The sequence below is a fragment of the Mesorhizobium sp. M0317 genome (assembly GCF_040321555.1).
Taxonomy (GTDB): domain Bacteria; phylum Pseudomonadota; class Alphaproteobacteria; order Rhizobiales; family Rhizobiaceae; genus Mesorhizobium.
This window is the reverse complement of sequence record NZ_JAMYRV010000002.1, coordinates 1-13,506: the sequence shown is the minus strand read 5'-3', so window position 1 is coordinate 13,506 and position 13,506 is coordinate 1. Positions and strand designations below refer to the sequence as shown.

Here is a 13,506-nt window from a genome sequence, read left to right as displayed (position 1 = left end):
CGGCAATCTCTTCAAGAGCTCCCGTGAAGCCTGACGCAAATTTGTTGCGAGCCACACTCACCGTTTGGCGGAGCTTCGTATCTCTCGCTTTACCAGGATCTTATCCGAAGTGAGAGCTAGGCGCTTCAACGAACCTAAATCAACGCCGCGTTTGCAATGCCAGCGCTTGCCGCAAGAGCGAGTTTCGGTCGGTGCCGATAAGTTTGATCAGAAGGCATGCTTGATCAAGAGTGATGCCGGTTTCTCTAGCGATAGCACGCGCCAACATTTCTTGATGCGGCGTGATCTCGCTAGGCCGATCCTGTTCCATGGAAAAAAACGAACGCGCACCGGGGACGATGGTTCCACCATCTAGGGGCTTTTTTTCAGGCAACCGGCCGCGCGGCGTGCAGGTGGGGGAAACTGGTACAAATCGGACAATTCTTTTCAATTGCAGAGAGGCTTCGGCGGGCTTATTAATGTGGCGTTTACCATTGCCTTATTGGGAGGATGCGATGGTTGCAACGCCCAAAGATATCGCTCAAGCGGCAACTGCGAATGCGGCCACCTTGCTGAAGTGGCAGAAGTCCATGGAGGAACGCGCCACGTTTCGCCAGAACATGGATCAATCGCGCAGGGCGATCAAAGCCTCACGCGAACTGCTGAATCGCCTTCGTCAACGCCATCGCGACGACAGTAGCGACGCGAACGCGGTAAAGGACTAGCCGCAGGCAGACGGTGAGACGGAGGTCCAGGAACCTTGTTGCCGCAAACCAGTTCGGGTTGCGGAGCAGGCTCATGGAAAAACAGCGTCAGAAAATAGAGGTGGAAGCACTTCGCCGCACGATTGGCGAAGGAGACCACGTCAGCTTATCGAACTGATCGGCACCGACTGGAATTCCCTACTTCGTGAGGCACGGTTCTTAAAGCTGGGCATTAGCGGTCAGCGCAACCGGCACGCCTGCAGCAGTTCCGCCTCGTCGGTAATCCCATTCTGAAAGAGGAGGATAACTCCCCAAGCCAGGGCTTCCCTTTGTTCCCTGTCGTCTCGGGCGATCGCGCGCTCGCCGCTCAGTTTGTCGAGCACCCGCTGAAGTAAGTCCAGGTCGTCGGGTTCGAATACCCCACGGTAACGTTCCAACGGCATCGCCGGCCCCTCAACGCGGCTTAATGCCTTACCATGCCATCAAGGACTTTTGGTGCGAAGCCAAATTATGGTGATTTCGACCTGCGGCACCTCGACCGCACAGGCAGATGGCGGCCTAACCCGCATACTAGGCGCGCGAGCCTATCATGCCGCCACCTGGACGTGTCCGGTGTGTTCAACGCCGTCGATCGTGCGGCCGGATTTGGCCGCGCCAACGCGGCGCACAGTCCGACCGTCGGGGAAGGTGAAGTGCTCGCCCTCGCCCGAAACCTCGCTGACCGACACCCACTCGCCGTTCTGCTTGTGGTGGTAGACCGTGCCGCATTCGGCACAGGCGTCGCGGATCCAACGCGCCCATTGCGGGTTCGACGGCCGCGCGCGGTGCGAGCCCTGGTTGGTTTCGCCGCCGGTGATGATCTGGTCGAGGCGGATGACATCGGGCTGGCGCCGGTGGATAGGGTCAAAATGCAGGCTGTTGCCAAAATAGCGGCGTAGAACCTCCGGTACCGGCGCGCTGCGCGGCCGGATTTCGCCGAGCAGCGGCTCGGCCGAAACGAACGTGAAAAGCGGATGGAGCTCGAATTTCGCCACGGCGAGCTCGGGGACGTTGAGATCCCACCGCTTCTGATCCTCACAGGTGGTGCCGAGCGCAACATTCGCAGGAAGCCCGCCGGCGGCGATCGACATAGCGATGATATTTTGCGGACGCTTGGTCAGCAGCAGCCACACCAACTGCGGAGTCGACCGGATCAGATCGAACAGATCCTTCCGCCACTTGGCCGGCACCGCCTTGTCGAAGACGTCGGCCAGGCTGGCGCAGAAGACGAACGGCCGGGTGTTGTCTGCCGCCGCCTTCTTGTTCCAGCGGACCGGCTGGTACCAGTTGCCGGCCGACGTCCTCGAGCGTGTGCCGACACCGACGCCGGGCATGCCCCATTCGACGCGCTTATAGCGGGTGGCCATCCAGTTTTCGGCGTAGCAGCCGTCACACGCCGGCGCCACCTTCATGCAGCCAATCCACGGATTGAAGGTATAGCCGGGGACGAGCCGGCCGTCGGCGGTGCGCGTCCACGTCCACGAGATGGTGGTTTCAACCATTTGAGCTGGCCTCCATGGTTTCCAACGCCACCGAGACGAGTTTCGATCGCTCGATCTGCTGCTGCAAAAGCTCGATCGACGTGCTGGGCTTGCGGGTATTTATTCTCATGCTGGTAGTTCCTCAGATGATCATGCGAAGTGGGATTGCCTGCACGGACGGGCGTGGGTCGGCCTGGCGCTTCAGATCACGCTCGAACTCGGCCGTCAGTTCGTTGATGCGAGGGTCGGATGTCGGGATCTCCGGAGCGATGCGGGTGATGAACGCATGTACGGGTATGCCGTCAGCCGTTTCGCCCTGCCAAAACCGCGCGCGGACGGAGTAGCCGCCAGTCACAAGGTCGACGACTTTGCTGGTGCTCTCGATGGTGATTTTCAAAGGGGAGTCTCCTTCATGGCTTGGTCGCGAGCGACGTTGAGTTCTTTTTGCTCCACCTCAGTTGCGGCACCTTTTGAGCGATGCCGGTACTGCATTGTGATGTCGTTCCTGGTGACCTGCCCCTGCAGGCTCATCCCCAGGACCTCACGCCAACTGCGGCCGCTCGGCGGCGCCAGGGCGAGGAGACCTGTGAAGGTCGCTCGGACGAGCGCCAGAGTGCCGTGGCGCAGTTCGACGCGCCGCGCCTCGACGATTTGATGGACCGCCTGCAGGTTCGCTTCGATGGTGGTGTAGCGGTCGATCGGGATAGCGACTTGGATGCCATCCCAAGTGAACCAGACGGCCACGCCGGGATCGGCCGGCCGGCGCTCGGTCAGCGTGTAGTTGGTGGAGATCACGAAGTTGCTGACCGCCTTGCCGCTGTCCTTGCCGAACAGGGCGAGCGAGTTCTCGACATTAGCGAGCGCCTGGGCGAGCGTCGTTTTGAAGCGACCAGGCTCGCGCGTTTTCTGGCGCGGAATGAGAGCCGGCCACGTCAAAGGGTACTGGGTTGTCATGGCTGGTTCCTCACCGCTTGTAGCCGTCGCGTTTGAAAATTGGGGGACCGCCGTTGCAGTAGGAGCAGGCGGCATGCTCGTTGTAGACGTAGGCAAAGGTGGTCAGGTTGCCTTCCGTCTTCGCCGCGGCGATCGCCAAGGGCCTGGTGTCAAAATCGCCGTGGTGCCACTCCTCGTTGGGGGCGCCCATCTCCATCTTTTTCACGCACATGACGCGATATTGGCCCGCAGGTGCCCGGAGCTTGGCAATGATGTCGTCGGCGACGCTCACCGGCGGCCGCTCCCACGTGACCTCTCGGCCCGGGCATCGCGCAATCCACGTTCGTATCCGGCCTCCTCTACCACCCGAAGCTGCTCTTGGTGGCGGCTGTGCTGCGCCCAGTAGGCCTTGGCGGCTTCAGTGCCTTCGGTATGGATCATCGTCCATGCCTCAGCGGCGGCGTCTTCCGCGCGCCGAAGCGCGCCCACCAGGCTACGTTCTGCCCCCAGCGGGATGCAGCATGCCGGCTCGCTGCTTTCGTCACGGCCGAAATGCACGCCAGCGCATCCAGCGTCTGTGAAAACCTGGTCACAGTGAAAGCAGCGCCAAATCTTGGCAATGTCAGCGGGCGCTGCAGCAGTTGGCCAGAAAGGCAGATCATCGGCGCTCATGGCGACACCCAATCGGCAACGTGGGTGAGCGCAACGCATCCTCCGCCGCCGGCGATGTAGACGACGGGCGTGTGGCCGCCGAGGACGCAGGCCGGGTGTCGGATCTCGCGCTCAACCGGCCGGCCCTCGCGCGGACCCGTCCAGCACTCGATGACGTTGCCGACTGCATAAGTAGCGTTGAAAGCGTCGCAGGCGGCCTGCATCTGCTCCGGGGTTTGCTGCTTTGGCCGCCGCCGGCTCATGGCTGCATACAGCGAATCTGCTACGGTCTTCATGGCCGCACCGGGCACGTAACAGTGTCTGTAACAGTGTTACCTTCAAGACCCAGCAAACGCCCGGTCTGCGGCCAATATTGCAATCCTGTTGGAGGGACCACACATGAATCTTAGTGCACCCACTCAGCTTGTTTTCATCATATCCCTTGTCATCGCCATCATCGGCGTGCTCGCCGCGCTTGGCGTTCTTGCGTTCATTCCTCTGGCTGCGGTGTGGATTGTCCTCATCGCATACATCGTGCTTGCCGCCGCCTGCCTGATGCGCGGCGCCTAGGCGCCCGCGACTTCTGCAATTCGAAGCGCCCGGTCAAAAGCCGGGCGCTTTTGCTTTGGATGCATGGTCCGTTAGGCTCTTCCGCGCGGAGGATGACCATGTCCGGCGAGACGGAGCGCCACGATCAACAGCACCGCCCGGTAGCCGACCGGTTCGAGATGGTGCGGCGCGCGCCGGGCCTGCGGCTGCAGAACGCGGTCACCGACATTTGTGGCTATCGCGAAACGGCGCCCGGCCATTTTCGCAATGTCGAATACGCCTCGCTCACCGTCCCGCTGGTGATCAGTTTCGCAGAATCCTTCGCCATCGGCCTTGGTCCTTCAGCGCCGCGTCGAAGGTCGGCGAAAGCGCCCGAACTTCGACATCCACGGAGTGAAACGAAGCGGACGCGCAGACCCGAGGATGGCGAAACGGTGGACGGTCCTACCTTGCTAACCCAAAAATCGCATCGCACTCAAGATGGCGCTCCAGCTCGGTGGCGATCTCGTCCAGCGCTTTTTCCACGTCCGCGCGATAGTCGATGCCGCCGCCTTTCACGCCGAGGCTTTCCAGGAATCTCGCCCGGAAAGCGTCGGCGGAAAACAGGCCGTGCAGATAGGTGCCAAAAACCTTGCCGTCGGCGGAAATCGCACCGTCGTCGATGCCGTTGATCACAGCCGACGGCCGCGCCATGTCCGGCCCGGTGGTGCGGCCGAGATGAATTTCGTAGCCCTCGAGCGCCAGGCCGAACGGCACTGAGCGGGCGCTGACATTGCGCACCGTCTTTTCCGGTTCCATTACCGTCTCGATGTCGAGCAGGCCGAGTCCCTCGGCCTCGGTGACACTGCCCTCGATGCCATCGGGATCGCGCACCAGGCGGCCGAGCATCTGGAAACCGCCGCAGATACCGACGACATGGCCGCCGCGTTTGCGGTGCGCGAGGAGATCGCGATCCCAGCCATTCTCGCGGAACTTCATGAGATCGCCGATCGTCGATTTGGAACCGGGAATGACCACCAGGCCGGCATTCTCCGGCAAGCGCTGCCCCGGCGGCACGAACACCACTTCGACCTGCGGCTCGGCCTTGAGCGGGTCGAGGTCGTCGAAATTGGCGATGCGGCCAAGCATCGGCACCGCGACCTTCAACGCCCGCTTCTCACCCGACGCTAGGCGTTCGAGCACGACCGAATCCTCCGAAGGCAATCGCGCCGCCGCCTTCAGCCACGGCACGACGCCAAAGCAGCGCCAGCCGGTGAAGCTTTCGATCGACCGGATGCCGTCGTCGAACAGCGAGACATCGCCGCGGAACTTATTGATGAGGTAGCCGACGATCATGCGCCTGTCTTCCTCCGGCAGGATCAGATGAGTGCCGGCGACCGAAGCGATGACGCCACCGCGGTCGATGTCGCCGACCAGGATGACCGGCACGTCGGCGCGTGTGGCAAAGCCCATATTGGCGATGTCGCGGCTGCGCAGGTTGATTTCGGCCGGCGATCCGGCGCCCTCGACGATGACCAGATCGGCGCCCTCACCGACCTTCGTCCAGGACTCCAGCACGGCGTCCATCAGCCCCGCTTTCATTGTCTGGTAGTCGCGCGCTCGCGCCTCGCCGAACACCTTGCCCTGCACGATCACCTGCGAACCGATGTCGCTCTGGGGTTTGAGCAGCACCGGATTCATATGCACGGTCGGCTGAACACCACACGCCAGCGCTTGCAGCCATTGCCCACGGCCAATCTCGCCGCCGCCGGGCCGGTTGTCGCCCAGAATGTCGGCGACGGCGGCATTGTTCGACATGTTCTGCGGCTTGAACGGCCTGACTTTCAGCCCGCGATTCCTGGCCGCGCGGCAGAGCCCCGCCACCAGCACCGTCTTGCCGACATCCGAACCCGTGCCTTGCAGCATGATCGCCTTGGCCATGCTCAGCCCCTGCCCTGCGCGCCGGAAACGGTCGACTTCTGCGACAGCGGCCCGCCGCGCCAGATGTAGAGCGCCAGCAACGGTTCGCTGCCGGTGCGCATGGCATGGCTGACATTGGAGGCGTGATGGATAATTTCGCCCGCCTGGCGGATGTGAAAGCCGCCCTCGCCCATGCGCCATTCGGTGCCGCCGGTCAGCGGAATGTAGATCTCCTCGGCAATGTGATGATGGTCGGGATAGGTGATGCCGGGTCCCAGGATCAGCAATCCGGCCGCGACCTCTTCATTGGCGAAATGGCCGCGCGTGCCAAACACCTCCAGCCAGCCGTATTTTTGCAAGAACGCTTCACCAAAATCGCTCGCGTTGTAGGTCTGCCCCCAGCACAGATCGTCACGACGCTCCGCCAGCAGTTGCACCAGAGGCTGCGGGTCCGGCGGCGCCAGTTCGACAATGCGGTCGAGCAGACCAAGGCAAGGCAGCGGATGCGCTTCGAGCACGCGCGCCGTCATATTCCAGCCGATCCGGGTCACGGCGTCCCGCACCAGCGCGTTGTCCACGCCCCGGAGATAGGCATGGAAGCGGTCGAGCAATTCGTCGAAATATGTCGGCACGCAATGCTCCGTTGATCCATTCATGCACAGCGGCTGCGCGGCGAGCCGGGTTGCGCGGCGGCATCATTGGTCTAGATTGAGCGGCGCGCAAAGCCAAAAACAACAGGCCAGCAAGCCAACCCCAGCTGGGGAACACAGGGAGCACGCCATGGACGCCGCGGTCGATGCGAGCACCAGCCAGTTCGAGCTCAACGAGGAACAGCGCGCCATCCAGGAGATGGCACAGGCCTTCGCCGCCGATCGCGTTGCGCCCAATGCGCTCGAATGGGACCGGGCAAGACACTTTCCCGCCGATGTAATCCGCGAGACCGGCCCGCTCGGCCTCGGCGGCATCTATGTCAGGGACGATGTCGGCGGTTCGGCGCTCGGCCGGCTCGACGCCGTGCTGATCTTCGAGGCACTGTCGCACGCCGATCCGGCGTTTTCCTCCTTCATCTCGATCCACAATATGGCGGCGTCGATGATCGACCGCTTCGGCGACGACGAGCAGCGCCAACGCTTCCTGCCGAAGCTGACCTCGATGGAATGGCTGGCGAGCTACTGCCTGACCGAGCCGGGTTCAGGTTCGGATGCCGCGGCGCTGAAGACGCGCGCGGTGAAGAACGGCAACGACTATGTGCTTAACGGCGCCAAGCAGTTCATCTCCGGGGCCGGCGACAGCGACCTCTATGTCGTCATGGCGCGCACCGGCGCCGACGGGCCGAAGGGCATTTCCACCTTCGTCGTGCCGAAGGATGCGCCCGGCCTCTCCTTCGGCGCCAACGAGTACAAGATGGGCTGGCACATGCAGTCGACCCGCCAGGTGATCTTCGAGGACTGCAAGGTGCCGGCTGCAAACCTGCTGTCGGGGGAAGGCGCAGGTTTCGGCATCGCCATGGCCGGCCTTGACGGCGGCCGCCTCAACATCGCTGCCTGTTCGCTCGGCGGCGCGCAATCTGCGCTCGACAAGGCGCTGTCCTATACCGCCGAGCGCAAGGCTTTCGGCTCGAAGATCAACCAGTTCCAGGCGCTGCAGTTCCGGCTGGCCGACATGGAGACCGAATTGCAGGCAGCGCGGATCTTTCTCTACGCCGCCGCCTCGAAACTCGACCGCAAGGCGTCGGATGCCGGCAAATGGTCGGCCATGGCCAAGCGCTTCGTCACCGACATCGGCTTCAACGTCGCCAACGAGGCGCTGCAGCTGCATGGCGGCTACGGCTATCTCCATGATTACGGCATCGAAAAACTGGTGCGCGACCTGCGCGTCCACCAGATCCTCGAAGGCACCAACGAGATCATGCGCGTGATCATCGCGCGGGCGTTGATTGGACGCTGACGGCAACAATTCAGGAGAGATTGATGACCACCATCGCCTTCATTGGTCTCGGAAATATGGGCAACCCGATGGCTGCCAATCTCGTCAAGGCGGGGCACGCGGTGCACGGCTTTGACCTGATGCCGGAAAACCTCACCGTCGCCCGCGAGCATGGCGTCATTGTCATGGCGAATGCCGTGGCGGCGGTGAAGGACGCCGATGTCGTGATCACCATGCTTCCCGCCGGCAAGCACGTGCTCTCGGTCTACGAGGACATCGCACCCAAGGCCAAACCAGGCGCCCTGTTTATTGATTCCTCGACCATCGATGTCGAGTCGGCCCGCAAGGCGCATGCCGTAGCAAGGAAGCACGGGCTGCATTCGATCGACGCCCCCGTCTCCGGCGGCACCGGCGGTGCTGCTGCGGGAACGCTAACCTTCATGGCCGGCGGCGCCAAGGATGCCTTCGCCAAGGCCGAACCGGTCCTGAAGCCGATGGCAGGCCGCATCGTCCATTGCGGCGACGACGGCGCCGGTCAGGCAGCCAAAATCTGCAACAACATGATGCTCGGCATTTCGATGATCGGCGTCGCAGAGGCCTTCGTGCTGGCCGAAAAGCTCGGCCTCTCGCGTCAGGCCCTGTTCGACGTTGCCTCGACCTCGTCGGGCCAGTGCTGGTCGCTGACCACCTATTGCCCGGTGCCGGGTCCCGTGCCGGCCTCACCCGCCAACCGCGACTACAAACCGGGCTTTGCCGCAGCACTCATGCTGAAGGACCTGAAACTGGCGCAGGAGGCGGCCCAAAGCGCCGGCGCGGTGACGCCAATGGGGGCCGAAGCGGCCCAGCTTTATGCGCTGTTCAACGCCCAGGGAAATGGCGGATCGGATTTTTCCGGCATCATAAATTTCCTTCGCGGCAGTTCTCTATAAGTTTCGATTTGGCAGCGCTTTTCTCGATTTTTATTGCACGGAAAAATTGCAAATTTAGATTTGCTTAAGCTCTCGATAACCCGGCGGTAACGATGTGCCTATATAACGGATGGCGAGGCGGACATATCGCATCCGCCCGGCGCTCCGGATCAGGTCTCGCGTACCGGAGCCCGTAAGTTTCGCAAGTGTATTGTTGGCGAAATGCCATGCGTATCTGGCAAAGCCGCGTTCCGATGGAGCGCGGTTTTTGCGTTTTGCAGTCGTATACTGTTCGGTCTGAATTATGTTCCGATTACAGCGTTCGGAATTGCCTGATGGTCTTCATTGACCAGCACGATCGGTGCGCTGACCCCTTCGACCCTGACGATAAGCAGGCGCACAGTCCGGGCGCCCTGATTGCAAGGCGTCCGGCTGTCGTTCCATCTACTTCTTGCGCAAATCCGCTTGCGCCAGATCCAGCGCTTTGGCGATGCGATCGCAAGCCATGTCGATCGTCGCGCGGGTCCAGATCAGCGGCGGCGACAGGATCATCGTGTCGCCGGTGGCGCGCAGCATCAGGCCTTGCGCGATGGCGTGGTCGCGGACGGTGACGGCGGCACTGCCCGCCGGCAGGAAGCGCTCCTTGGTCGCCTTGTCCTTGACGATCTCGACCGCGCCCATCAGCCCGATCGATCGCACCTCGCCGACCAGTTCGTGGCCGGCAATGCGCTCCTGCAGCGCCTGGGCGAAGTAAGGTCCAGTGTCGTTCCTGACCCTGTCGACCAGGCCTTCTCGCTCCATGATCTCGAGATTCTTCAGCGCCACCGCGCAGGCCACCGGGTGACCCGAATAGGTATAGCCGTGGTAGAATTCACCGCCCTTTTCGACCAGCGTCGCCGCGATACGGTCGCCGACCAGCAGCGCCGACAGCGGCTGATAGCCCGAGGTCAGTGCCTTGGCCGTGGTGATGGTGTCGGCCTCGACGCCGAAGGTCTGCGCCGCAAACCATTCGCCGGTGCGGCCATAGCCGGTGATGACCTCGTCCAGCATCAAAAGCACATCGTATTTGCGGCAGATGCGCTGCACTTCCGGCCAATAGCTCATCGGCGGTATTTTCACCCCGCCCGCGCCCATCACCGGCTCGCCGATGAAGGCCGCCACCTTGTCGGCACCGGCTTCGAGGATGGCGTCCTCGACGGCCTTGGCCGCGCGCAGGCCGAAATCATGGTCGCTTTCGCCAGGCAGCGCCAACTCATAGGCATAGGGCATCATGACATGGACGATGTTGGGCACCGCCCCGCCGAGCTGCTTGTGCATCAAATCCATGCCGCCCAGCGACGTGCCGGCGACGGTCGAGCCGTGATAGGCCGACTTGCGCGAGATGATGCGGTTCTTCTCCGGCTTGCCTTCCAGCACCCAATAGTGGCGCACGAGCCGCAGCGCCGTGTCGTTGGCCTCCGAGCCGGAGGAGCCGTAAAACACCTGGGCGATGCCCTTGGGCGCCAGCTCGGCCAGCTTCTTCGACAGCAGCACGGGCGTCGGCGTCGAGCATTTGAAGAAGGAATTATAGTAGGGCAATTCCTTCATCTGCGCGTAAGCGGCGTCGGCCAGCTCGTCGCGGCCATAGCCGACATTGACGCACCACAGCCCGGCCATGCCGTCGAGTATTTCGGTGCCGTCGGCATCGTAGATGAACGGGCCGTTGGCGTGGGTGATGATGCGCGAGCCGGTCTCGCGCAATTCCTTGTGGTCGGTGAAGGGATGCAGATGATGCGCGGCGTCAATCTGCTGAAGCTGCTTCAGCGAATAATTCTGGTAAGTCATGGGTTTGCTCTTTCCTCTGGAATCAAACCGGCAAGCTGCCGGGGCGACTTCGTCAGAGGACGGCGGGCGGCGAATAGCCGATGCGGGCGCACAGCCTGAGCAGTTCGGCGCGCAGCGTGCGCGGCGACGGTGTCACCGCGACCCCGAAGGCGCCGGATGTGCTCATGTAGACCATGGCGGCAGTCTATGCCGCCCGAGGCCCGGAATTCAAGCGGTGCCGCTCAATACCCTTTGCAGGAACACGTATTTCATGGCGGTTTGCGCCGCTTGCGGCCGGCGGTCGCCGCGACCGCCATGGCCGCCTTCCGTCTCCTCGAAGAACAACGTCTTGCCGTGACCTGCTTCCTGCAGCTTCGCCGCCATCTTGCGGGCGTGGCCGGGATGGACGCGGTCGTCGGCGGTCGATGTCGTGAGCAGCACCGGGGGATAGACGGCATCGGCCGAGACATGATGGTACGGCGAATAGGCGGCGAGCCACTTGGCTTCTTCCGGTTTTGCCGGATCGCCATATTCGCCGATCCACGAGGCGCCTGGCGGCAGTTCGGTGTAGCGCAGCATGTCGAGCAGCGGCACCTCGATGATGACGGCGCCGAACAGTTCGGGATGCTGCGTCAGGGAAACGCCGGTAAGCAGGCCGCCATTCGAGCCGCCCTGGATGCCGAGGGAAGCAGCCGTGGCTATGCCGCGCCTGACGACGTCCTGCGCCACCGCGGCGAAATCGTCGAAGGCAGTCTGGCGATTGCCCTTCAGCGCCGCCTGATGCCAGGCCGGCCCAAACTCGCCGCCGCCGCGAATGCAGGCCTGCACATAGGCATTGCCCTTCTCCAGCCACAGCCTGCCGCGCACGCCGGCATAGCCGGGCAGCAGCGGTATTTCGAAGCCGCCATAACCATAGAGAAGCGTCGGTACCGGACCCTTCTGGTCGCGCCGCCTGACGACGAAATACGGGATCATGGTGCCGTCCTTCGAGCGCGCCTCGAACTGTTCCGAGACCAGCGGCGCGGCGTCGAACCGCGCCGGCTGCGATTTCACGGTGGCCAGCGTCACCCCGTCATCGTCCGACCAGATGATCGAACTCGGCGTCAGGAAATCGGTGAAGGAGAAGGAGACGCTGGAACCGAAATGCTCGGCATGCGCGATGCCGACATTGCCGTTCTCGGGCAGCGCCACCGGCTTCAGCGACCAGCGGTCGCCGCTGCGCTCGGCGACAACGACCTTGCCGCGCACATTGTCCATCAGATTGATGAACAGCCGGTCCTGAGTGCGGGCAATGCCGGCGACCGAAACACGGTGCGCTGGCGCGAGCATGGTTTCAACAGGGCCCAGGTCGCCGGTGTCCATCCAGTGTTCGAAATCGAAGGAATAGAGGCCGTCCGGCAAGCACTCAGTGCCGCCCGGCGCCGTCCATGGGCTGCGCACCCCGAACACGAACCGGCCCTTGAACAGCGCGGTGTCGGTGACATCGTCCGGCAGCGGGATGCGCCGGTTTTCGCCCGACGGCAGGCGCAGAAAACTGTGCGAGGAGAAGAAGGCGATCGTGCGGGCCAGAAACAAATACTGCCTGTCGCCATCATGCTCGACCCCCGCGCCGGCCGCGAGATCCTGCTTCTCGGCCTCGAAGATCGGCGTCGCCTCCTCCAACCGGGTGCCGCGCTTCCACAGCTTGACGACGCGCGGATAACCGGACTGGGTCTTGTCGTCTTCATCGAAGGCAGCCGAGACAATGACCGTGTCCCTGTCCAGCCAGGAAAAGCCGGATTTCGAGGCGGGAGCGCGGAAGCCGCCCTCGATGAATGATTTGGTCTCGATGTCGAATTCGCGCATCTCGCTCGCATCGCCGCCATCCGGCGACATCGCCACCAGGCAAAGGTTGAAATCGGGGTAAAGGCGGCTGGCGCCGCTGAACACCCACTTCACCCCCTCCTTGGCCGACAGCACGTCGAAGTCGATGATCGTCTCCCACACAGGCTTCTCGGTCTTGTAGGAAGCAACCGTCGTGCGGCGCCAGAGGCCGAGCACATTGGTCTTGTCCTGCCAGAAATTATAGACTTGGCCGTTGAGCGCGGCACCGACCGCAATGTTGTCCTCGGCCGTCATCAGGTCGAGCGCCGTCTCGAAGGCCGCCTGGTAGGACGGATCGCCCTGTAGTTCGGCCACGGTGATCTGGTTCTGGCGATGCACCCAGTCGAGCGATTCCTTGCTGGTCCGGTCCTCCAGCCAGAGGAACTTGTCCTCCGCGGTGGCATCCGTCTGGCGTTTTGTCGTCGATTGGGTCACGCATGGTCTCCAGGCTAGTGGCGGGCAGCCCTGCCTACATCGCGTTGCAAGCGGTTTTATTCAAGATGGTACGTCAGGTCATCGGGGGAATGCGGCCTCAAACCATCCGCCGGCGCAGGACCGTGGCCACAGCCAGTGCCAGACAAATCGCGCCCAGCGTGATCGGCAGACCGGAGGCGCCGATCACATCCATGACGCCACCCGCCCCGGGGGGGGGGGACCCCGCGCGCCCCCGGCGCCCCCCACCCAAACTGGCGCGGTATGGGGGCACCCCCCCCCCCCCCCCGCCCCGACCGCGCGGGCGGCGCGGCGGCGAAGGGAAGGGGGGGTGGGGGG

At 63.1% G+C, this 13,506-nt stretch carries 16 protein-coding genes and 1 pseudogene; 5 read left to right on the top strand and 12 right to left on the bottom strand.

Annotated elements, in window-relative coordinates:
- The first annotated feature begins 308 nt into the window (after positions 1-308).
- Complete coding sequence (locus tag NKI88_RS02400) at positions 309-704, top strand: hypothetical protein (RefSeq protein ID WP_352653651.1); 396 nt, start codon at positions 309-311, stop codon at positions 702-704.
- Positions 705-922: 218 nt separating this feature from the next.
- Here NKI88_RS02400 and NKI88_RS02395 read toward each other — a convergent pair whose 3' ends face one another.
- The 7 genes from NKI88_RS02395 to NKI88_RS02365 all read right to left on the bottom strand — a co-directional run bounded on the left by NKI88_RS02395 (position 923) and on the right by NKI88_RS02365 (position 4,083).
- Complete coding sequence (locus NKI88_RS02395) at positions 923-1,126, bottom strand: hypothetical protein (RefSeq protein WP_352653650.1); 204 nt, start codon at positions 1,124-1,126, stop codon at positions 923-925.
- 144 nt (positions 1,127-1,270) lie between these two features.
- Positions 1,271-2,224, bottom strand: a complete 954-nt coding sequence (locus NKI88_RS02390; protein WP_352653649.1) for a DUF5131 family protein — start codon at positions 2,222-2,224, stop codon at positions 1,271-1,273.
- A 121-nt stretch (positions 2,225-2,345) separates the two neighbouring features.
- Positions 2,346-2,600: a hypothetical protein gene (locus NKI88_RS02385; RefSeq protein WP_352653648.1), complete on the bottom strand. Its 255-nt coding sequence runs from the start codon at positions 2,598-2,600 to the stop codon at positions 2,346-2,348.
- Positions 2,597-3,157: a J domain-containing protein gene (locus NKI88_RS02380; RefSeq protein WP_352653647.1), complete on the bottom strand. Its 561-nt coding sequence runs from the start codon at positions 3,155-3,157 to the stop codon at positions 2,597-2,599. The genes NKI88_RS02385 and NKI88_RS02380 overlap by 4 nt, the downstream gene beginning before the upstream one ends.
- A gap of 10 nt (positions 3,158-3,167) precedes the next feature.
- Positions 3,168-3,428, bottom strand: coding sequence for a hypothetical protein (locus NKI88_RS02375; RefSeq protein WP_352653646.1), 261 nt, complete (start codon positions 3,426-3,428; stop codon positions 3,168-3,170).
- On the bottom strand, positions 3,425-3,808 hold the full coding sequence (locus tag NKI88_RS02370; RefSeq protein ID WP_352653645.1) for a hypothetical protein: 384 nt from the start codon (positions 3,806-3,808) through the stop codon (positions 3,425-3,427). Before NKI88_RS02370 ends, NKI88_RS02375 begins: the two co-directional genes overlap by 4 nt.
- Positions 3,805-4,083, bottom strand: a complete 279-nt coding sequence (locus tag NKI88_RS02365; protein WP_352653644.1) for a hypothetical protein — start codon at positions 4,081-4,083, stop codon at positions 3,805-3,807. The genes NKI88_RS02370 and NKI88_RS02365 overlap by 4 nt, the downstream gene beginning before the upstream one ends.
- Positions 4,084-4,186: 103 nt before the next feature.
- On the opposite strand from NKI88_RS02365, the gene NKI88_RS02360 reads away from it, so the two are divergent.
- Together NKI88_RS02360 and NKI88_RS02355 are read left to right on the top strand one after the other, a co-directional pair.
- Positions 4,187-4,357, top strand: a complete 171-nt coding sequence (locus NKI88_RS02360) for a hypothetical protein (RefSeq protein ID WP_023670429.1) — start codon at positions 4,187-4,189, stop codon at positions 4,355-4,357.
- A gap of 98 nt (positions 4,358-4,455) precedes the next feature.
- Positions 4,456-4,674 (top strand): annotated as a pseudogene (locus NKI88_RS02355) (AraC family transcriptional regulator); the annotation flags it as partial.
- A gap of 106 nt (positions 4,675-4,780) precedes the next feature.
- On the opposite strand, the gene NKI88_RS02350 reads toward NKI88_RS02355, so the two are convergent.
- Entirely contained in the window at positions 4,781-6,256 is a 1,476-nt protein-coding gene (locus tag NKI88_RS02350; protein WP_352653643.1) for a cobyric acid synthase, read from the bottom strand.
- 2 nt (positions 6,257-6,258) lie between these two features.
- Positions 6,259-6,867, bottom strand: coding sequence for a dimethylsulfonioproprionate lyase family protein (locus NKI88_RS02345; protein WP_352459147.1), 609 nt, complete (start codon positions 6,865-6,867; stop codon positions 6,259-6,261).
- Positions 6,868-7,015: 148 nt separating this feature from the next.
- On the opposite strand from NKI88_RS02345, the gene NKI88_RS02340 reads away from it, so the two are divergent.
- Positions 7,016-8,182 (top strand): isobutyryl-CoA dehydrogenase, encoded by a 1,167-nt coding sequence (locus NKI88_RS02340; protein WP_352653642.1) that lies wholly within the window; start codon positions 7,016-7,018, stop codon positions 8,180-8,182.
- Between the two features lie 23 nt (positions 8,183-8,205).
- Entirely contained in the window at positions 8,206-9,090 is an 885-nt protein-coding gene (gene mmsB / locus NKI88_RS02335) for a 3-hydroxyisobutyrate dehydrogenase (RefSeq protein WP_352653641.1), read from the top strand.
- Between the two features lie 423 nt (positions 9,091-9,513).
- On the opposite strand, the gene NKI88_RS02330 is transcribed toward mmsB, so the two are convergent.
- The 3 genes from NKI88_RS02330 to NKI88_RS02320 are packed head-to-tail and all read right to left on the bottom strand — an operon-like array spanning position 9,514 to position 13,170.
- Positions 9,514-10,893: an aspartate aminotransferase family protein gene (locus tag NKI88_RS02330; protein WP_023739079.1), complete on the bottom strand. Its 1,380-nt coding sequence runs from the start codon at positions 10,891-10,893 to the stop codon at positions 9,514-9,516.
- Positions 10,894-10,945: 52 nt separating this feature from the next.
- Positions 10,946-11,068: a hypothetical protein gene (locus NKI88_RS02325; protein WP_023670422.1), complete on the bottom strand. Its 123-nt coding sequence runs from the start codon at positions 11,066-11,068 to the stop codon at positions 10,946-10,948.
- Positions 11,069-11,100: 32 nt separating this feature from the next.
- Entirely contained in the window at positions 11,101-13,170 is a 2,070-nt protein-coding gene (locus NKI88_RS02320; RefSeq protein WP_023823065.1) for a prolyl oligopeptidase family serine peptidase, read from the bottom strand.
- Between the last annotated feature and the right edge of the window lie 336 nt (positions 13,171-13,506).